Origin of the sequence: Amnibacterium sp., assembly GCF_051956055.1 — a bacterium.
GTDB lineage: Bacteria > Actinomycetota > Actinomycetes > Actinomycetales > Microbacteriaceae > Amnibacterium.
This window is the reverse complement of record NZ_JBQCGC010000095.1, coordinates 85,429-104,883: the sequence shown is the minus strand read 5'-3', so window position 1 is coordinate 104,883 and position 19,455 is coordinate 85,429. Positions and strand designations below refer to the sequence as shown.

The window sequence follows — 19,455 nt, the reverse complement described above, 5'->3', positions numbered from 1 at the left end:
ACCACCGTGATGTACGCGAACAAGAAGATCAGCGAGCTCATGAAGGAGCGGCGCTCGATCTACAACCAGGTCACCGAGCTCACGAGCAGGATCAAGCAGGAGCAGCGCTTCCGCCGCTAGCCGCCGTCGGGCCTCGGATCGCTCTGCGCGCCTGCCCTGCGCGCCTCCGTGTGCTGCCCCGACGCTCAGTCTCTCGATCGACGGAGCGCTCGGTCGGATCTGGGACGGGGCGTCCATCGAGGACATCCGGAGGCTCGAGCGCGGCCCGCCCCGGGGCGTACACGAGGGGTCGGACATCGGTCGGCGCCGGCGCATCGGCCGCCGATCAGGGAGTTCTCCGTGGGCGGAGGAGGAATCCACCCCCATGTGAGGGATCTGTGGATAACTCCGGGCGGGTCCCCCGTCCGGGGCCCCCTCCCCCTGGGGCGATGTGGAGTCGGTCGGAACGCGTCAACATGGAGGCACCGAGGTGTCCGCCGTCCATCCGCACGGTTTCGACATCTGACAGGGATGTAGTTCCCGCTCGCCAGGCCGGTTGCACGGAGTTATCCACAGTGTGCACACCTGTTAAGAGTGTGATTGTCCTTCTCCTTCTCTCCTTCCCTCCACTCGATTCCGCGCTGTGGACACCGACCCCCGTCCGGGGCGCATCGGCGGGGAGCGCAGGACGCCTCACCCGCTAGCATGCTCAGCGACCTGACCGAAGGAGACGCCCGGCACGCCCTGGGGTCCAGAGGAACCGAGGAGTGCGACGGTGCGATTCCATGCGAACCGGGACGTCTTCAGCGACGCCGTCTCGTTCGCGGTCCGTCTGCTGCCGCAGCGCACCACGCTGCCGATCCTGTCGGGTGTGCTCATCGAGACGACCGAGGACGGGCTCTCCCTGTCCTCGTTCGACTACGAGGTGAGCGCGCGCGTCCGCATCGACGCCCAGGTGGAGGAGCAGGGGCGCGTCCTCGTCTCCGGCCGCCTGCTGGCCGACATCGCGAACCGCCTCCCCGGGGTCCCCGTCGAGGTGTCGACGCAGGACAACCGCGTGCTGGTCAGCGCCGGCAGTGCGAAGTTCACGCTGCTCTCCATGCCGGTGGCGGAATACCCGAGCCTCCCGGCGATCGGCGAGTCCACCGGGGTCGTCGCCGCCGGCACGTTCTCCGGAGCCATCGCGCAGGTCGTGGTCGCCGCCTCCCGCGACGACGTCACCCCGGTGATCACCGGCGTCCAGCTCGAGGCGACCGCGGGCGCGATCTCGCTGACCGCGACCGACCGCTACCGGGTCGCCGTCCGCGAGCTGCCCTGGAACGGCGACGCCGAGGAGCCGGTGAGCGCGCTCGTGCCCGCGCGGACGCTGCAGGAGGTCGGGCGCACCTTCGCCGGCAGCGGCGACGTCAGCATCGGCATCACACGCGGCGGCGACCGTGAGCTGATCGCCTTCGCGTCCGATCGGCGCACGGTGACCTCCCTCCTCATCAAGGGCAACTTCCCGCCCGTGAAGCGGCTGTTCCCGGACACGACCGAGCACTACGCGGTGATCGGCACGGCCGAGCTGGTCGAGGCGACGCGGCGGGTGCAGCTCGTGCTCGAGCGCGAGGCGGCACTGCGCTACTCGTTCTCGGCCGACGGCCTGACCCTCGAGGCGGCCGGATCCGAGCAGGCGCAGGCGTCGGAGCAGCTCGACGCGGTGCTCGCAGGCGACGACATCGTCGTGTCGCTGAAGCCGCAGTTCCTCCTGGACGGGCTCTCGGGTGTCCACACGGACTTCGTGCGAATCTCGTTCACGAAGACGGAGAACCCGAACAAGCCGGGCCCGGTGCTCATCACCGGCCAGAAGTCGCGGGAGGAGGTCGGCAACGAGGAGTTCCGCTACCTCCTCCAGCCGAACCTGCTGCTGCGCTGATCTCCGCGCGCCCGGCATACGACAGACGTGAGGACACCAGCATGAAGATCGGACTCGTCGGCCTGGGCAAGATGGGCAACAACATGCGCGCCCGGCTCAAGAAGGGCGGCGTCGACGTCGTCGGCTACGACACCAACCCGGCCGTGAGCGACGTGCCCGACTACGCCGCCCTGGCCGCGGCTCTGCCCGCACCCCGCGCCGTCTGGGTGATGGTCCCCGCCGGCCGCATCACCGATTCGGTGATCGACGAGCTCGCGAAGGTGCTCGAGCCGGGCGACCTCGTCATCGACGGGGGCAACTCGAAGTTCACGGACGACGAGAAGCACGCCGTGCAGCTCGACGCGCAGGGCATCTCCTTCATGGACGCCGGGGTGTCCGGCGGTGTCTGGGGCCTCGAGAACGGCTACGGCCTCATGGTCGGCGGCAGCGACGAGCAGGTCGAGCGCATGATGCCGGTCTTCGACGCGCTGCGACCGGAGGGACCGCGCGAGGAGGGCTTCGTGCACGCGGGCCCGGTGGGTGCCGGCCACTACACGAAGATGGTGCACAACGGGATCGAGTACGCGATCATGCAGGCGTACGCCGAGGGGTACGAGCTGCTCGCCGCCTCCGATCGGAAGATCGACGTCTCCGGGACCTTCCGCGCCTGGCAGCGCGGCACCGTCGTGCGGTCGTGGCTGCTGGAGCTGATGGTCCGAGCGCTGGACGCGGACCCGGAGTTCAAGGACATCGACGGCTATGTCGACGACTCGGGTGAGGGGCGGTGGACCCTCGAGGAGGCCATCGAGCACGCCGTGCCCATGCCGGCGATCAGCGCGTCGATCTTCGCGCGGTTCGTGTCCCGTCAGGAGCAGTCGCCCGCCATGAAGGCCGTCGCGGCGCTGCGGAACCAGTTCGGCGGCCACGCGGTCAAGGCCGCCGAGGTCGAGACCGCCCAGCAGATGCACCCGACCAAGCGGTAGTCCCCTTCCCGTTCACGGATCCGGAGGATCCGGCCTCCCGGTCCCGGATCCGTGAACAGGACGCCCCGCCATGCGCATCACCCGCCTCCAGCTCACCGACTGGCGCAACTACGCCGCCGCCGATGTCGCGTTCGGTCCTGGCGCGAACGTGCTCGCGGGCAGCAACGGGCAGGGCAAGACGAACCTCGTCGAGGCGATCGGGTTCCTCACCACGCTCGGCTCGCACCGGGTGTCGGGGGACGCGGCGCTCGTGCGGGCGGGCGAGGACGCCGCGGTGATCCGCGCGACGGTGACCGCCCTGGACCGCGAGGTGCTCGCGGAGGTGCTCATCAACCGGGTCGGCGCGAACCGCGCCCAGCTGAACCGGTCGGCCGTGCGGCCGCGCGAGATCACCAGGAACGTCTCGAGCGTGCTCTTCGCTCCGGAGGATCTGGGCATCGTCCGCGGCGAGCCCTCCGCTCGGCGCCGTTTCGTGGACGAGCTGCTCGTGCAGCGCACCCCGCGGCTCGCCGGCACGGTCGGCGACTACGAGAAGGCCCTCCGGCAGCGCAACGGGCTGCTGCGCGGCAGCCGCGGGCTCGTCGACACGGAGTCGCTCGCAGTGTGGGACGAGCGCCTCGTCACCACCGGGACCGAGCTGCTCGACGCGAGGACGGAGCTGCTCGCGGCGCTCGAGCCGCTCGTCGCCGAGCAGTACGCCGTCGTCGCGGGCGACGACCAGCGCGTCGCCATCGAGGCCCAGCGCACGGTCGACGAGGAGACGGAGGGCGGCACCACCGCCGAGCGGTTCGTCGCCGCGCTCGCGCGGGTGCGCCGCCGCGAGATCGAGCGCGGTGTCACGCTCGTCGGCCCGCACCGGGACGAGATCCTGCTGACCGTGAACGGGCTGCCGGCGCGCGGCTACGCGAGCCACGGGGAGTCCTGGTCGCTCGCACTCGCGCTGCGACTCGGGGCGGTGGAGCTGCTCCGCCATGCGTTGCCCACGGGCGACCCGATCGTCATCCTCGACGACGTGTTCGCGGAGCTGGACGAACGGCGCCGGCTGCGGCTCGCGGAGCGGGTGGCGAGGTATGAGCAGGTGATCGTCACCGCCGCCGTCGAGGCGGACATCCCTCCGGCGCTCGCCGGCCGGGTCACGAGGATCCGGGCCGGCCACGTCGAGAGCGGGGCAGGCACCGATCCGGCAGGATCGTCGTCGTGACCCTGCCAGGGCGCGCGGACGGCGCCGACGAGCCCCGGACCGAGGCCCAGCGGGTGTGGGCGCGGCTGCGGTCGGTGTTCGGCGCACCGAGGTCGCGTCGGCGCGTCCTCGGCGAGCGTCCGGGCAGCACGCCTTTCGCGAAGGGTCGCGATCCGCTCGCCGTGTCGTCGGTCCTCGACACCGTGACCGATTCGCTCGGGTGGCGCACCCCGCTCGCCCGGACGGATCTCGCGAGCGCCTGGAGATCGATCGCCGGGGCGGAGACCGCCAAGCACGCGGTGGTGGAGGGGTACGCGGACGGCGTGCTGCTCGTCCGCTGCGATTCGACCGCGTGGGCCACGCAGCTGTCGCTCATGCGCACGCAGATCAGCGAGCGCATCGCGAAGGACTTCCCCGACGCGGGCGTCGACTCCCTCCGGTTCCTGGGGCCCAACACCCCCAGCTGGAACCACGGTCCGCGCTCCGTTCCGGGCCGCGGTCCGAGAGACACCTACGGCTGACCCGATCGCGGGTGGTTCGAGGCGGTCGCCCAGGGGTGGCGCAAGCGGTCGTGTGCCGCCGGATCGCCGCGTGTCGGCGCTTCTCGCGGGTGATTCGGTCCCCGCGCCGATTCTGAGCCCGCAGAATGGCGAATCCGGCCTCGGGGACGGCCGCCGCACGGTAGACTCGGACGGTTACCGATGACGGGAGTACGGATCAGTGACGAGCGACGCGAACGGGTCCATCGACGGCGAGACGAACGACGTGACGGATCCGGTCGACGACCTCGGTCCTGAATCCTCCGCACCCCAGCAGGCGGCCGGCGAGCCGCTCGCCGCGGTGGACGACGATGCGGAGGGCAGCCGCCGCCGCGCGGCCGCCGGCGACGACTACGGCGCCGGGTCCATCCAGGTGCTCGAAGGGCTCGAGGCCGTCCGCAAGCGGCCGGGCATGTACATCGGCTCCACCGGTCCCCGCGGCCTGCACCACCTCGTCTACGAGATCGTGGACAACGCGGTCGACGAGTCGCTCGCGGGCTACTGCGACCACATCGACGTGCGCATCCTCGCCGACGGCGGCATCCGCGTCGCGGACAACGGCCGCGGCATCCCGGTCGACGTGCACCCCGTCGAGGGGCGCTCGACCGTGGAGGTCGTCCTCACGGTCCTCCACGCGGGCGGCAAGTTCGGCGGCGGCGGATACGCGGTGTCCGGCGGCCTGCACGGCGTCGGCAGCTCGGTGGTCAACGCGCTCTCCCACAAGCTCGACGTCGAGGTGCGGCGTCAGGGGCACGTGTGGCGGCAGTCCTACACCGACGGCGTGCCCAACGCGCCGCTGAAGGAGGGGGAGGAGACCAGCGCGACCGGCACCACCGTCGCGTTCTGGCCCAACGCCGAGATCTTCGAGTCCGTCGACTTCGACTACGAGACGCTGCGCACCCGGTTCCAGCAGACCGCGTTCCTCAACAAGGGGCTCACGATCGCGCTGACGGACGAGCGCGCGAGCGAGCCGGTCGAGGGCGAGGCGGAGGCGCCCGAACTGCGCTCCCACGTGTTCCGCTACGACCGCGGGCTCGTCGACTACGTCGAGTACCTGAACAAGTCGAGCGCCAAGAAGGCCGAGCCGGTGCACGAGGGCGTCATCGCCTTCGACTCGGAGGACAGGGAGAAGGTGATCTCGCTCGAGGTCGCCATGCAGTGGACCGGTGCGTACTCGGAGAGCGTGCACACGTTCGCCAACACGATCAACACCCACGAGGGCGGCACCCACGAGGAGGGGTTCCGCGCGGCGCTCACCGGGCTGATCAACCGGTACGGGCGTGAGAAGGGTTTCATCAAGGAGAAGGACGAGAACCTCACGGGCGACGACGTCCGCGAGGGCCTGACCGCCGTCATCTCGATCAAGCTCGGCGAGCCGCAGTTCGAGGGCCAGACGAAGACGAAGCTCGGCAACACCGAGGCGAAGCCGTTCGTGCAGCGCGTGGTCACGCAGGAGCTCACCCACTGGTTCGAATCGAACCCGAACCAGGCGCGGGACATCGTGCGCAAGGGCATCCAGGCCGCGACCGCGCGTCTCGCCGCGAGGAAGGCGAGGGACGCGACCAGGAAGACCGCCCTCGACCGCGCCTCCATGCCGGGCAAGCTCAAGGACTGCCAGACCCGGGACGCGTCGAAGGCGGAGATCTTCCTCGTCGAGGGCGACTCGGCCGGCGGCTCCGCGGTGCGCGGTCGGAACCCGGAGACCCAGGCGATCCTGCCGCTGCGGGGCAAGATCCTGAACGTCGAGAAGGCGCGTCTGGACAAGGCGCTCGGCAACGCCGAGGTGCAGGCCATGATCACGGCCTTCGGCTGCGGCATCGGCGAGGACTTCAACCCGGAGAAGGTCCGCTACCACAAGATCGTGCTGATGGCCGATGCGGACGTCGACGGCCAGCACATCACCACGCTGCTGCTGACGCTCGTGTTCCGGTTCATGCGACCCCTGATCGAGCTGGGTTACGTCTACCTCGCGCAGCCGCCGCTGTACCGCCTGAAGTGGAGCAACGCGAAGCACGAGTACGTGTTCAGCGACCGGGAGCGGGACGCCCTGCTCGCGGACGGCCTCGCCTCCGGCAAGCGCATCCCGAAGGAGAACGGGGTGCAGCGGTACAAGGGGCTCGGCGAGATGGACTTCTCGGAGCTCTGGGACACGACGATGGACCCCGAGACGCGGACGCTCCGCCAGGTGACGCTCGAGGACGCCGCCGCCGCGGACGAGATCTTCGCGACGTTGATGGGCGAGGACGTCGAATCCCGCCGCAACTTCATCCTGCAGAACGCGAAGGACGTCCGCTTCCTCGACATCTGAGTTCTGAAGGGGTTTCTGCTGGCCGGAGGCCCGCAGAAACCCCTTCAAAACGCACGCGCGCAGCGCCCGAGCACCACCGATAAGGACTTCTGATGGTTGACAACATCGAGCAGGTCGACCTGCAGCTCGAGATGCAGCGGTCGTACCTCGACTACGCGATGAGCGTGATCGTGGCGCGGGCGCTGCCGGAGGTGCGGGACGGCCTGAAGCCGGTGCACCGCCGCGTGATCTACGCGATGTACGACGGCGGTTACCGCCCGGACCGCGCGTTCTCGAAGTGCGCCCGCGTGGTCGGCGACGTGATGGCGCAGTTCCACCCGCACGGGGACTCGGCGATCTACGACACGCTCGTCCGGCTGGTGCAGGACTGGAGCCTCCGCTACCCGCTGGCGCTCGGGCAGGGCAACTTCGGATCGCCGGGCAACGACCCCGCCGCCGCCCCCCGCTACACCGAGACCAAGATGGCGCCGATCGCCATGGAGATGGTCAGGGACATCGACGAGGACACCGTCGACTTCCAGGACAACTACGACGGTCGGACGCAGGAGCCGGTCGTGCTGCCGGCGCGGTTCCCGAACCTGCTCGTGAACGGCGCCGCCGGCATCGCGGTCGGCATGGCGACGAACATCCCGCCGCACAACCTGCGCGAGGTCGCCGCTGCCGCCCTGTGGGCGCTCGACAACCCCGACGCCACCCGCGAGGAGCTCCTCGCCGGCCTGATGGAGCGGGTCAAGGGGCCCGACTTCCCCACCGCGGCGACGATCCTCGGGACGCGCGGCATCCAGGACATGTACCGCACGGGCCGCGGCTCGATCACGATGCGCGGCGTCGTGAACGTGGAGGAGCTGCAGGGGCGCACCTGCCTCGTCATCACCGAGCTGCCGTACCAGGTCAACCCCGACAACCTCGCCGACAAGATCGCGACGATGGTCAAGGAGGGACGGATGGCCGGCATCGCCGACATCCAGGACCACTCCTCCGGCCGGACGGGTCAGCGCCTCGTGATCGTGCTGAAGCGCGACGCGGTGCCGAAGGTCGTGCTGAACAACCTGTACAAGCACACGGAGCTGCAGCAGAACTTCGGCGCGAACATGCTCGCGCTCGTCGACGGCGTGCCCAGGACCCTCGCCCTCGACGGGTTCATCTCCGCGTGGATCGAGCACCAGCTCGAGGTCATCCAGCGCCGCACCGCGTTCCGCCTCCGGAAAGCGGAGCAGGACGCGCACATCCTGCGCGGCTACCTCAAGGCCCTCGACATGCTCGACGAGGTCATCGCCCTCATCCGGCGCTCGCCGACGCCCGACGACGCGCGCACCGGCCTCATCGACCTGCTCGAGGTCGACGAGGTGCAGGCGAACGCGATCCTCAGCCTCCAGCTGCGGCGCCTCGCCGCCCTCGAGCGGCAGCGGATCATCGATCAGGCCGCCGAGCTCGAGCGCCTCATCGCCGACTACAAGGACATCCTCGCGAAGGTCCCGCGGCAGCGCGCGATCGTCGCCGAGGAGCTCACCGAGATCGTCGACCGCTTCGGCGACGACCGGCGCACGCAGATCCTCGCCGGCTACGACGGCGAGATGAGCGTCGAGGACCTCATCCCCGAGGAGGAGGTCGTCGTCACGGTCACCCGCGGCGGCTACATCAAGCGGACGCGGAGCGATCAGTACCGCTCCCAGCGGCGCGGCGGCAAGGGCGTCCGCGGTGCGCAGCTGCGCGCGGACGACGTCGTCGACCACCTGTTCGTGACCTCGACGCACCACTGGCTGCTCGTCTTCACGAACGCCGGCCGCGTGTACCGGGTCAAGACCTACGAGGTGCAGGAGAGCGCGCGGGACGCGAAGGGTCAGCACATCGCGAACCTCCTCGCGATGCAGCCCGACGAGCGCGTCGCCCAGATCCTCGACATCCGCGACTACACCGTCGCCCCGTACCTCGTGCTCGCGACGCGGGGCGGCCTGGTGAAGAAGACCGCGCTCGCCGAGTACGACACCAACCGCACGGGCGGCATCATCGCCATCAACCTCCGCGAGGGCGACGAGCTCATCCAGGCGCTGCTCGTCGAGGAGGACAGCGACCTCCTGCTCGTCTCCCGCAAGGGGATGTCCATCCGGTTCACCGCCTCCGACGAGTCGCTCCGGCCCATGGGCCGCAGCACCTCCGGGGTCATCGGCATGCACTTCCGGGAGGACGACCAGCTCCTGGCCGCCCGGGTCGTCAGCGACGAGGGCTTCGTGTTCGTGGTCACCGAGGGCGGATTCGCGAAGCGCACCGCGGTCGACCAGTACCGCGTGCAGGGCCGCGGCGGCCTGGGCATCAAGGTGGCCAAGCTGCAGGAGGCGAGGGGAGACCTCGCCGGCGCCCTCATCGTCGACGAGACCGATGAGGTGCTCGTCGTGCTGGAAAGTGGCAAGGTGGTGCGCTCGAACGTATCCGAGGTTCCTTCGAAGGGCCGCGACACGATGGGTGTGGTCTTCGCGCGGTTCGCCGCGGATGACAGAATCATCGCCATTGCCCGCAACAGCGAGACGATCGTTGAGGAGAACGCAGCAGATGAGCTCGGTGAGGACTCCCAGTCGACCGTCGGAGACGGGTCCGAAGGATAGCGTGGCGGACAAGTTGTCCGACAAGACGCCGCACACGGCGCAGACGAAGCAGGTCCGCCTGAAGCTCGTCTACATCGACTTCTGGTCCGCCGTGAAGTTCTCGTTCCTGATCGCCGCGGCGATCGGCATCATCATCGTCGTCGCGGTGCTGCTGATCTGGACGGTGCTCGCCTCGACCGGCGTGTTCACCCAGATCTCCACGCTGCTCCAGGACGTGTCCGGGCAGAGCACCCTCACGGTGAGCAACGTCGTCTCGTTCGCGCAGGTGATGGGCTTCACGCTCGTCATCGCCGCGCTGAACGTGGTCGTCGGCACCGTGCTCGGCGCGATCGCCTGCGTGCTCTACAACCTGTCGGTGCGGATCACGGGCGGCATCCTCGTCGGATTCAAGAACGGCTGAGCGGCCTGGTACGCTCTTCTGCGGCCCGATGCGGCCACTCGGGGCTATAGCTCAGGCGGTTAGAGCGCTTCGCTGATAACGAAGAGGTCCCAGGTTCAAGTCCTGGTAGCCCCACTGTGTTTCTGGTAGCCCCACTGTGTTTATTGTCCCGCCGCTGCCGCCGCGGCGGGACTGCCGTACCGGCGGGCCTGAACGGCCCGCTCGGCTGACGGCGTGATCGATCGGTTTCTTGCCGAGGTCCGGTTCTGCGTCGCCGCTGCCGCCGCGGCGGGACTGCCGTACCGGCGGCCCTGGACGGGCCGCTCGGCTGACGGCATGATCGGTCCGCTTCTCGCTGAGGTTCGCGTCGGCGTCGGCTTCCGTGCTGCCGCGGCGGGACTGCCGTACCGGCGGGCCTGAACGGGCCGCTCGGCTGACGGCATGCTCGTTCGGCTTCTTGCCGAAGTCCGGTCTGCCGCCGCGGCGGGACTGGCGTACCGGCGGGCCTGGACGGCCTCTGGCGGTGGCTGCTCGTGCTGCGGGCCGGTTCGCCTAGGCTGGTCTGCGGAAGATCCCTTCGGGGGCTTAGCTCAGTTGGTAGAGCACCTGCTTTGCAAGCAGGGGGTCAGGGGTTCGAGTCCCCTAGTCTCCACAACCCCTCGACCGGCGCACCCCATCCGGTGGTCGAGGTGCGAGCGCAGCGAGCCGCGAGACCCCCCTCCCCGAGCGCACGCCCGCTTCGTCAGGGCCCCCCAACGAGTGCCGCCCGCCCGAGGGACGTGAGCGCGGATTATGGGGGCACCGCCCGTCGATCCGCGCGGTACCCGCACGTGGATTCGTGCAGATCGCGATTCCGCCCGTCCGCGCGGCGTGTCGGCCTGCCACAGTCCGGTGACGCGGAGCGCGAGGGGCGCTCCGCGTCGCGGACACATGGGGGATCGCATGCGGAAGACGACTCGCCGGCTCGGCCGGCTGTCCGGCCTGATCGCGGCCGGGGTCGCGATCGTCGGCACGGGGAGCGGTGTGCTCGCCGCGTCCTACTCGGCCTTCAGCAGCACGACGCAGAACGCCGCGAACTCCTGGAACACCGGGTCGGTCGCACTGACCAACGACACGGCGTCCGCGATGTTCAGTGGCACCAACCAGCAGCTGAGCGCCACCGGGACCAAGTGCATCACGGTCACGTCGAACGGGACCCTGGCCAGCACCGTCCGGCTGTACAGCACGAGCTACTCGGACACGAACTCGCTCGGGCAGCACATCGTGCTCACCATCAACGTCGGCTCCGGTGCGACGGACGCGAGCTGCACCGGGTTCGCCTCCGCGGGGAACCTGTACACCGGCACCCTCGCCGGCTTCAACGGCGCACCGCACCAGAACTTCGCGAACGGGCTCGCGACGGGGTGGACCCCGCAGAGCTCCGGGAGCGCGCCGGAGTCGAAGCAGTTCCAGTTCGTGTGGAGCTACGACTCGACCGCACCGATGAGCTCGACCGCGACCGACACCTTCACGTGGGAAGCGCAGGGCAGCTAGTCGGCTCGTCCCGGCGGCGCGGGCCGTCGCACCGCGGGGACGAGCAGCCGGTTCTCCCCGACGGCGTGGCGTGGCTCGTGCTGGTCGTCACCGTCGTCTCGCGGAGCGTGCTGGCGACGATCGTGGCGCTGCTGCTGTGGAGCGTGCTGCCGAACCTCGTGGGGCTCCCGACCACCACGGTCATGTCCGGGTCGATGGCCCCGCGGCTCATGGTGGGGGACGCCGTCGTGGTACGCCACGTGAGCGGGTCGGAGCTCACCCGCGGGCAGGTCCTGCTCGTCGACGATCCGGACCGCCCCGGGCGGCTCCGGCTCCACCGCCTCGTGGCCGTGCAGGACGACGGCCGACTGGTCACCAAGGGGGATGCGAACCGCTCGCGCGACTCGTCGACGGTCGACATCGGCGCGGTGCACGGAGCCGCGTTCCTGCGCATCCCGTACGCGGGCCTGCCGAGCTACTGGCTCCGCACGGGCCGGCCCCTGCCCCTGATCGGCCTCGGCCTGCTGGTCCTCCTGCTCGCGGGCGGCGTCCGGCTCGGTCGACTGCTCGAGGACGAGGAGGACCGGCGACGCCGTCGGCATCGCGGCAGCCGTCTCGGTGGGCTGCACCGCGCCACGGCGGTGAGCGTCGCCCTCGTCGTGATGAGCTGCTGCGCCGCGGCACCCTCGGCAGCTGCCGGATACGCGGGGTACAGCGCGACATCGGCGACGGGCGGCAGCACGTGGGGGACCACGTGCGGTGATCAGGCGCTGTCGACGGGGGTCGCGCCGCAGCTGTCCTACGGGTACGCACCCGGCACCGGATCGTCCGACGTGCGCGATCTGGGGACGGTGGGCGACACGGGCACGCTGCGCGGCGGCGTCAGCAGGTCGACCTGCACCAACGGGTGGTCGCCGTTCGTCACGTTCGACGGCCTCAGCGGCGTGGTCACGGCCTCGAAGCTGCGCAGTCACCCCAGCACGACCACGATCGCGACGTGGTTCCGCGTGGCGCCCGGGAACGCGGGCGGGGTGCTCGCCGACTTCGGCAGCTCCAACACCGCGACGGCCTCGACCGGCGTCGATCAGGGCCTCTACATGGGCGACAACGGCACGCTCACGTTCGCCGCCTCGTCGGTGCAGGTCAGTGGGCTGGTCATGACGGCGTTCCGGTACTGCACGACGGCTGCGGGGTACGCGGACGGCACCTGGCACCTCGTGGTGGCTACGCTCAGCCTGTCCGGGTGCTCCATCACCGTCGACGCCAGGTCGTCGACCACGGTCACGGTGCCGTTCGTCCTGACCGTCTCAGCCGCGGCGTACTCCGGCTACTGGCGGTTCGGCTACGACAACGCCACCGGCGGCACCAACGCCCCGACGCGGCTCTTCTTCAGAGGGGACCTCGACGAGACGCAGATCTACGACTCGGCGGTGGCGTTCCCGGTGCAGACGCGCATCTTCGCGAACGGGCACGGCGGCCCGTCGCCGAACTGACCTCAGACGCCCGCGAGCTCCGAGCGCGTCGAGTCGGCGGCCCGGCCGACCGCGGCCCTGGACGTTTTCACCAGCGCGAGCACGTCGGACTGGCGCCGGTCGGCGGCGTCGTTCCACCGCACGAGGTCGTAGGCCCGTGCGGCGGTCACGCCCGGCGGCGTGGCCCAGTCGCCTGCGGAGCCCCCGCCGTGCAGCACGTTCCACATCGTGCCGATCGCCCGCTGGCCCACCGCACCGGTGATGGTGCCCGGGAGTGCCTCGATCGCGACGGCGGCGACGAGGCAGGCCCGCTCGCTGCGCTCACCCTCGTGCGCCCGCAGCGTGCCGACGTGCAGCCGCACGCCCTGCTCGTCGATCGTCGTGAACCAGGCGTCCTGCACCCAGCCCGCCGCGAGGCGGTCGGAGGTGCGGCCGAGGAGGGCGTCGACCGCGTCGAGCCGAGCGAGACGTGCCCCGAGTCGATCGATCCGCTGCAGCCGTCTGCGGTCGCGCCAGCGCGTGCGGAGGGAGACGGGGGTGGAGACAGGCAGCTGGAGCAGCGAGTCGGGCATGGACGGACCCTCCTGACGACCGGGTGCGATAGGGAGATTGTGGTCATCCACCTGGATTGCGCCTGAGGGTTTCCGTTCCTCGTCCCTGGGATCCGCGCCACCCCGGATCCTCGCCGATGGGGTCCGCGGTGCGTTCCGACGGCTGCGGCCCTGATCCGCACCGCAGCCGTCGGAGTTCACCGGACGCGGCCCCGCGCCCTGCTCAGATGCTCAGCTGCTGGAGCACCGGGCTCGGCGAGCCGAACCGGTGGGCCGTGATGCTCACGGACTGCTCGTGCAGGAACGGCAGCAGCTCGATGCGTCCCGCGGTCGTCACCGGGCTCGACCAGACGGCGAGGTCCGGATCCCCACCCGCAGCGGTGAGCAGCTCCGACGCGGAGCCGCCGATCAGGCGGACCCGGCCGGTGAGCACGGGGGCCGCGTCCACCCGGCTGGGGATGCCGAGCTCGCCGAGCGCGTGCGCGAGCTCGGCCGGCAGCGTGGCCGCGGCCACGACGGAGGTCGTGGCACCGCTCCTGACCGCCGCGGCCACCACGCGGAGCACCGCAGCCGGGTCGGCATCCGCGGCGGCGCGGATCGTGACGGGGACGGGGCGGTAGCGGAGGAGGTTCCGCTCGACGCCCAGGTCGGCGAGCTCGTGGGTCGAGCCGAACTCCGCCTGCCACGCCGCCTGGTCGCTTGCGGCGCCGGCGGACACGAACGCCCGCGCCTCGTCACCGACGGCCGCCGCAGCGCGGACCACCTTCGCGACCGCGGGATCGAGCCGGGCCGCCGTCGGTGCGGCACCGCTGGTCGGCTCCCACTCGCCGAGGCCGATGAGGTAGTTCGGGCCGCCCGCCTTGGTCCCGGTGCCGACGGAGGAGCGCTTCCAGCCGCCGAACGGCTGGCGGCCGACGATCGCGCCGGTGGTGCCGCGGTTGACGTAGAGGTTGCCCGCCTGCACCCCGTTCACCCATCTGGAGATCTCCTCGGGCTCGAGGGACTGGAGTCCGGCGGTCAGGCCGTAGGCGACCTCGTTCTGCAGCGCGATCGCCTCGTCCAGGTCCGCCGCCGTCATGATCCCGAGCACCGGGCCGAAGTACTCGGTCAGGTGGTAGGCGGAGCCGCGGCGCACGCCGGTGCGGATCCCCGGGCTCCACAGCCGGCCCTCCGCGTCCAGCCGCTTCGGCTCGAGCAGCCACGACTCACCGGGACCCAGAGTGGTCAGTCCCTCCAGCAGCTTGCCTGCCGCCGGTTCGATGACGGGACCCATGCGCGTGGTCGCGGTCCACGGCGTCCCCACCTCGAGGGACCCGACCGCGTCGACGAGCTGGCCGAGGAAGCGCTTCGACCGTGCGACCGGTCCGACCAGGATCGCGAGGCTCGCCGCGCTGCACTTCTGGCCCGCGTGGCCGAAGGCGCTCGCCACGAGGTCCTTGACGGCGAGGTCGAGGTCCGCGGAGGGGGTGATGACCATCGCGTTCTTCCCGCTCGTCTCCGCGAGCACGGGCAGGTCGTGCCGGAAGTCGCGGAACAGCCGCGCGGTCTCCCATGCGCCCGTGAGGATCACCCGATCGATCCGCGGGTCGGCGACCAGCTGCCGACCGAGCGCGTCCTCGTCGACCTGCACGAGTGCGAGCACGTCCTCCGGCACGCCTGCGGACCAGAGCACCTCGGCGACGACGGCCCCGCAGCGGCTCGCCGGGCCGGCGGGCTTGAGGACGACCCCGCTGCCGGCCGCCAGGGCCGCCAGCACGCCGCCCGCGGGGATCGCGACGGGGAAGTTCCACGGCGGCGTCACCAGCGTGAGCGCCGCGGGGCGGAAGCGGGCCCCATCGATCCGCTCGAGCTCGGTCGCGTTGCTCGCGTAGTACCGCGCGAAGTCGATGGCCTCGCTCACCTCCGGGTCGGCCTGGTCGAGCGTCTTCGCGGCCTCGGCGACCATGACCTCGACCAGGCGCCCCCGTGCCGCCTCGAGCGCGTCGGCGGCGCGGGCCAGGATCGCCGCGCGCTCCGCGGCGGGCCGGGCGCCCCACGCGCATCCCGCGGCAGCCGTCGAGGCGAGCAGCCCGGACAGCGTGTCCTCGTCGGTCACGGTGTGCGCCGCAAGCGTCCGCACACCCTCGTCGGAGTGCGCGGCGCGCTCCAGGATCCCCGCCGCCCACGAGCGGTGCTCCGCGACCGCGGGATCGGTGTCGACCGCGTTGCGGAAGGGTGCGTCGGCCGGGACGGGCTGCAGGGTCCTCGGGACGCGGTGCGGTGCGGGCACCGTCTCGTCGAGCGCGGCGAGGGAGGCCGCGAACCGGTCCCGCTCCCGGGTGAACAGGCGCTCGCTCGATGCGAGGTCGAAGACGCTCGACATGAAGTTGTCGTCGCTCGCGCCCTCCTCGAGCCGGCGGACGAGGTAGGCGATGGCCACGTCGAACTCCCGCGGGTGCACGACAGGCGTGTACACGAGCAGGCCCCCGACGTCGCGGCGCACCGCCTCCGCCTGGCCGGTGGCCATGCCGAGCAGCATCTCGAACTCCACCGCACCGGTCACCCCGCGCTCCTGCGCGAGCAGCCAGGCGTGCGCCACGTCGAAGAGGTTGTGGCCCGCCACACCGAGCTCCACGGCGTCGGTGCGCTCCGGCGTGAGAGCCCAGTGCAGCACCCGCTTGTAGTTGGTGTCGCTCTCCACCTTCTCGTGCCACGTCGCCAGCGGCCAGTCGTGGATCGCCGCCTCGACCCGTTCCATGGGGAGGTTCGCGCCCTTGACCAGCCGCACCTTGATGCGCGCTCCGCCACGAGCCCGACGCGCGGCGCTCCATTCCTGGAGCCGCATCATCGCGCTGAGCGCATCGGGAAGGTATGCCTGCAGGACGATGCCCGCCCGGTAGTCGAGGAACCGCGGCATGTCGAGGAGCCTGGTGAAGACCGCGATCGTGAGATCGAGGTCCTTGTACTCCTCCATGTCGAGGTTGATGAAGGTGCCGGTGCGGTGCGCGGCCTCGTAGAGCGGCGTCAACCGGGCGACCACGTCGTCGACCGCGGCGTCGAACGCCCAGACGGCGTGCGGGGCGACGGCCGCGGACACCTTGATCGACACGTAGTCGACGTCGGGGCGCTCGATGAGCGCGAGCGTGCCCGCGAGACGACGGTCCGCCTCCTTCTGTCCCAGCACCGCTTCGCCGAGCAGGTTGAGGTTCAGCCGCACGCCGCGCCCGCGGATCCGGGCGATGGCGGTGCCGAGCCGCTTCGGCGTCGCGTCGATCACGAGGTGGTCCACCATGCGCCGGAGCGCGGTGCGGGCGACCGGGACGACGAGCCACGGCAGGATCGGGGCGAAGAGCCCGCCGAGGCGGACCGCCAGCCGCAGCGGGAGCGGCAGGAAGCGGGGGACGTCGGGGGCGATGGCCCGGAGCCGCTGGGCGGCCGCGCCCAGATCCTCCGGCCGGACCACGCCGTCGACGAAACCGACGGTGAACGCGAGACCCTTGGGGTCGCGCAGCACGCCGGCGAGCCGGGCGGCAGCGGGGTCCGTCGGCGCGTCCGCCGCCTCGGCGAGCCAGCGGCGCACGAGCGCCTCCACCTCCGCGATCGAGGACGACGATCCTGCCGACGGGGTCGAGCGCACGACGGTTCCACTCATGCTCGCATTGTCCGTCTCCAGACGCATCGGCAACAGTGATGATTGACCACCAGTACTCTTCGGAGAAACCGAACGGAGTGCGCGTGTACGACGTCCGCAGGCTGCGGCTGCTCAAGGAGCTCGCCGACCGGGGCACGTTGGCGGAGGTGGCGGCCGCGCTGCGCTTCAGCCCGTCGTCCGTGTCGCAGCAGCTCGCGATCCTCGAGCGCGAGGTCGGGGTCCCGCTCCTCGTCCCCTCCGGGCGCCGCGTCGTGCTCACGCCGGAGGCGCAGCTGCTCGCCGACCGCGCTGGCGAGGTGCTCGACCTCCTCGAACGGGCGGAGTCGGAGGTGGCCGCGCGTACCGTCTCGGTGACCGGCACCGTCCGGCTCGCGATCTTCCAGTCCGCTGCGCTCGCGCTCCTGCCCGCGTCCCTGAGTCTGATGACCCGACAGCACCCGCAGGTGCGGGTCGAGGTCGTGCAGCACGAGCCCGAGGCGGCGCTCCAGCGGACCGCGACCAGGGACTTCGACCTCGTGGTCGCGGAGCAGTACCCGGGACACGCGACCGCCTGGCATGCGGGACTCGATCACCGGCCGCTGGTCCGGGACCCGATCCGACTCGCCGTGCCGATCGACTCGGCGGTCGGCTCCCTCCAGCAGGCGGCGGAGGCGGCGTGGGTGCTCGAACCCCGCGGGGCGGCCTCGCGGCACTGGGCGGAGCAGCAGTGCCGACGCGCGGGCTTCGAGCCGGACGTCCGCTACGAGTCGGCCGACCTCGAGGTGCACATGCGGCTCGTCGAATCCGGCAACGCGGTCGCGCTCCTGCCGGACCTCGTCTGGTCGGGTCGGAGCGCCCCCGGGCGCATGCTCGTCCCCGACGGTGCACCGGAGCGGGAGGTGTTCACGGCCGCCCGGCTGTCCGGAGCCGACAGGCCGGCCGTCGTCGCCCTCCGCCGTGCGCTGGAGACGGCGGCGAGCCGACCCGGACATGCGGGAGGGCCCCACACCGTGGCGTGAGGCCCTCCCGGACGGGTCGGTCCGCCGTCAGTTGCCCGTCGTCGACTCCGGGTCCTCGTCCGCGACCCAGAGGTCGTCGTCGGCGCGCAGGGTCTGCCAGATCGCGTAGCCGACGGCCGCGAGCAGGCCGACGCCGAGGAGGATGCCGATCACGCCGCCGGCACCCATGCCCTGCTTGCGCCCGGTCGCCGCGGCGACCCGCTTCGCCCCCTGCTTGGCGGCGACCCTGCCCGCCTTGCTCGCGCCCTTGAGCTTCGCCGCGGCCTTCAGCTCCGAGCGGTGGCCGGAGCGCGTCACGGAGCCGAGCTGCTTGGCGGTCTTCCTGCCCTGCTTGGCGAGCTCCGTGTCGGCGAGCCCGAGCCGGTCGCCGGCCTCCTCGGCGAGGGCGATCGCGGCCGCCGCTGCGCTGGAGAACGCCGGCAGGATCGTGCCGGTGAGCGCGTCCTTCGTGGTGGAAGCGGCGTAGCTGCCGGCCGCCTTGGCGGTGCGGCTCGCGACCGGGCCGGCCTTCTGCACCGCGGGTGCGAAGTGGTCGAACGTGTCCTTCGCGAAGTGCTGCGCGTGCGGCAGAGCGTCGCGGGCGACCCCGTTCGCACGGGTCAACAGCGCCTGCTGGTCGTCCCAGAGCCGCTGGGCGTCCTTCTTCAACCGCTTCACCTGCTTCTTGTGCGAGACCATCGCAGCGCTCCTCGGCGTCGTCGGTGCGCGCCGGCGTGGTCGCCGGCGCGGGTGGAGCCATCCTCCCATCGAGTCCGCTGCGCGCGACCTGAAAGTCCGCAAGGCGATGCTGGTGCGCTGGACGAACGCTCCGACCGGCCTGAGGACCGCATCGGCGACCGGCGACGGGCGCCTGCGAGGCGGGAGGTCGATGCCAGACTGGCGACATGGCAGACGTCACCGCGACCGCAGTCCTCCACACGACCCAGGGGGACATCACGGTCAACCTCTTCGGGCTCCACGCGCCGAAGACCGTGAAGAACTTCATCGGCCTCGCGACCGGCGAGCAGCCGTGGCGCAACCCGCGCACGGGTGCGGAGGAGACCGGGCCGCTCTACAAGGATCTCGTGTTCCACCGCATCATCCCGAACTTCATGATCCAGGGCGGCGACCCCATCGGGAACGGGACCGGCGGTCCCGGCTACGAGTTCGACGACGAGATCGCGCCGGACCTCGACTTCCGCAAGCCGTACATCCTGGCGATGGCCAACGCCGGCAAGCGCGGAGGCCACGGCACCAACGGCTCGCAGTTCTTCATCACGACCGCGCCGACCACCTGGCTGCAGGGGGCGCACACGATCTTCGGCGAGGTGGCGGACCAGGCGTCCCGCGACGTCGTGGACAAGCTCGGCGCGGTCCCGACCGACCGCTCCGACCGTCCTGTCGAGCCGCAGGTGCTGTCGAGCATCGACGTGACGCCGACCAGCTGAGC

At 71.2% G+C, this 19,455-nt stretch carries 15 protein-coding genes and 2 tRNA genes; 14 read left to right on the top strand and 3 right to left on the bottom strand.

Annotated elements, in window-relative coordinates; genetic code table 11:
• Window positions 1-754: 754 nt before the first annotated feature.
• The 12 genes from dnaN to ACTHLI_RS13925 all read left to right on the top strand — a co-directional run bounded on the left by dnaN (window position 755) and on the right by ACTHLI_RS13925 (window position 12,867).
• Window positions 755-1,894, top strand: coding sequence for a DNA polymerase III subunit beta (gene dnaN, locus ACTHLI_RS13980; protein ID WP_440184843.1), 1,140 nt, complete (start codon window positions 755-757; stop codon window positions 1,892-1,894).
• Window positions 1,894-2,856 (top strand): phosphogluconate dehydrogenase (NAD(+)-dependent, decarboxylating), encoded by a 963-nt coding sequence (gnd, locus tag ACTHLI_RS13975; protein WP_440184859.1) that lies wholly within the window; start codon window positions 1,894-1,896, stop codon window positions 2,854-2,856. Before dnaN ends, gnd begins: the two co-directional genes overlap by 1 nt.
• Window positions 2,857-2,926: 70 nt before the next feature.
• Window positions 2,927-4,057, top strand: a complete 1,131-nt coding sequence (gene recF, locus ACTHLI_RS13970; protein ID WP_440184840.1) for a DNA replication/repair protein RecF — start codon at window positions 2,927-2,929, stop codon at window positions 4,055-4,057.
• Window positions 4,054-4,557 carry a DUF721 domain-containing protein gene (locus tag ACTHLI_RS13965; protein WP_440184837.1) on the top strand — a complete coding sequence of 168 codons (504 nt, stop codon included), beginning with the start codon at window positions 4,054-4,056 and terminating at the stop codon, window positions 4,555-4,557. Before recF ends, ACTHLI_RS13965 begins: the two co-directional genes overlap by 4 nt.
• 319 nt (window positions 4,558-4,876) lie before the next feature.
• Window positions 4,877-6,883 (top strand): DNA topoisomerase (ATP-hydrolyzing) subunit B, encoded by a 2,007-nt coding sequence (gyrB, locus tag ACTHLI_RS13960; RefSeq protein WP_440184857.1) that lies wholly within the window; start codon window positions 4,877-4,879, stop codon window positions 6,881-6,883.
• A 92-nt stretch (window positions 6,884-6,975) separates the two neighbouring features.
• On the top strand, window positions 6,976-9,483 hold the full coding sequence (gyrA, locus tag ACTHLI_RS13955) for a DNA gyrase subunit A (protein WP_440184834.1): 2,508 nt from the start codon (window positions 6,976-6,978) through the stop codon (window positions 9,481-9,483).
• A complete protein-coding gene (locus ACTHLI_RS13950; protein ID WP_440184832.1) occupies window positions 9,431-9,883 on the top strand; it encodes a DUF3566 domain-containing protein in 453 nt (150 codons plus the stop codon). Before gyrA ends, ACTHLI_RS13950 begins: the two co-directional genes overlap by 53 nt.
• Window positions 9,884-9,923: 40 nt before the next feature.
• Window positions 9,924-9,997: transfer RNA gene (locus tag ACTHLI_RS13945), tRNA-Ile, on the top strand.
• A 99-nt stretch (window positions 9,998-10,096) separates the two neighbouring features.
• Window positions 10,097-10,282, top strand: coding sequence for a hypothetical protein (locus tag ACTHLI_RS13940; protein WP_440184829.1), 186 nt, complete (start codon window positions 10,097-10,099; stop codon window positions 10,280-10,282).
• Between the two features lie 159 nt (window positions 10,283-10,441).
• Window positions 10,442-10,514: transfer RNA gene (locus ACTHLI_RS13935), tRNA-Ala, on the top strand.
• 290 nt (window positions 10,515-10,804) lie between these two features.
• A complete protein-coding gene (locus ACTHLI_RS13930) occupies window positions 10,805-11,395 on the top strand; it encodes a hypothetical protein (RefSeq protein ID WP_440184826.1) in 591 nt (196 codons plus the stop codon).
• 65 nt (window positions 11,396-11,460) lie between these two features.
• Window positions 11,461-12,867 (top strand): LamG-like jellyroll fold domain-containing protein, encoded by a 1,407-nt coding sequence (locus tag ACTHLI_RS13925; RefSeq protein ID WP_440184823.1) that lies wholly within the window; start codon window positions 11,461-11,463, stop codon window positions 12,865-12,867.
• Window positions 12,868-12,869: 2 nt separating this feature from the next.
• Here ACTHLI_RS13925 and ACTHLI_RS13920 read toward each other — a convergent pair whose 3' ends face one another.
• Window positions 12,870-13,418, bottom strand: a complete 549-nt coding sequence (locus ACTHLI_RS13920) for a DUF6197 family protein (protein ID WP_440184821.1) — start codon at window positions 13,416-13,418, stop codon at window positions 12,870-12,872.
• A gap of 202 nt (window positions 13,419-13,620) precedes the next feature.
• Entirely contained in the window at window positions 13,621-17,028 is a 3,408-nt protein-coding gene (locus tag ACTHLI_RS13915) for a bifunctional proline dehydrogenase/L-glutamate gamma-semialdehyde dehydrogenase (protein WP_440184819.1), read from the bottom strand.
• Between the two features lie 83 nt (window positions 17,029-17,111).
• On the opposite strand from ACTHLI_RS13915, the gene ACTHLI_RS13910 reads away from it, so the two are divergent.
• Window positions 17,112-18,026 carry a LysR family transcriptional regulator gene (locus tag ACTHLI_RS13910; RefSeq protein ID WP_440184816.1) on the top strand — a complete coding sequence of 305 codons (915 nt, stop codon included), beginning with the start codon at window positions 17,112-17,114 and terminating at the stop codon, window positions 18,024-18,026.
• Between the two features lie 27 nt (window positions 18,027-18,053).
• Here ACTHLI_RS13910 and ACTHLI_RS13905 read toward each other — a convergent pair whose 3' ends face one another.
• On the bottom strand, window positions 18,054-18,704 hold the full coding sequence (locus ACTHLI_RS13905; RefSeq protein WP_440184814.1) for a hypothetical protein: 651 nt from the start codon (window positions 18,702-18,704) through the stop codon (window positions 18,054-18,056).
• Window positions 18,705-18,910: 206 nt separating this feature from the next.
• Between ACTHLI_RS13905 and ACTHLI_RS13900 the strand changes: the two genes are divergently transcribed.
• Complete coding sequence (locus tag ACTHLI_RS13900; RefSeq protein WP_440184811.1) at window positions 18,911-19,453, top strand: peptidylprolyl isomerase; 543 nt, start codon at window positions 18,911-18,913, stop codon at window positions 19,451-19,453.
• Window positions 19,454-19,455: the final 2 nt, after the last annotated feature.

What these genes read in the sequence shown, in the direction of transcription:
- ACTHLI_RS13905 (WP_440184814.1), bottom strand. Translation starts at nt 18,704, where the DNA reads ATGGTCTCGCACAAGAAGCAGGTGAAGCGGTTGAAGAAGGACGCCCAG.
- gyrA (WP_440184834.1), top strand. Translation starts at nt 6,976, where the DNA reads ATGGTTGACAACATCGAGCAGGTCGACCTGCAGCTCGAGATGCAGCGG.
- ACTHLI_RS13930 (WP_440184826.1), top strand. Translation starts at nt 10,805, where the DNA reads ATGCGGAAGACGACTCGCCGGCTCGGCCGGCTGTCCGGCCTGATCGCG.
- ACTHLI_RS13950 (WP_440184832.1), top strand. Translation starts at nt 9,431, where the DNA reads ATGAGCTCGGTGAGGACTCCCAGTCGACCGTCGGAGACGGGTCCGAAG.
- recF (WP_440184840.1), top strand. Translation starts at nt 2,927, where the DNA reads ATGCGCATCACCCGCCTCCAGCTCACCGACTGGCGCAACTACGCCGCC.
- ACTHLI_RS13900 (WP_440184811.1), top strand. Translation starts at nt 18,911, where the DNA reads ATGGCAGACGTCACCGCGACCGCAGTCCTCCACACGACCCAGGGGGAC.
- ACTHLI_RS13920 (WP_440184821.1), bottom strand. Translation starts at nt 13,418, where the DNA reads ATGCCCGACTCGCTGCTCCAGCTGCCTGTCTCCACCCCCGTCTCCCTC.
- ACTHLI_RS13915 (WP_440184819.1), bottom strand. Translation starts at nt 17,028, where the DNA reads ATGAGTGGAACCGTCGTGCGCTCGACCCCGTCGGCAGGATCGTCGTCC.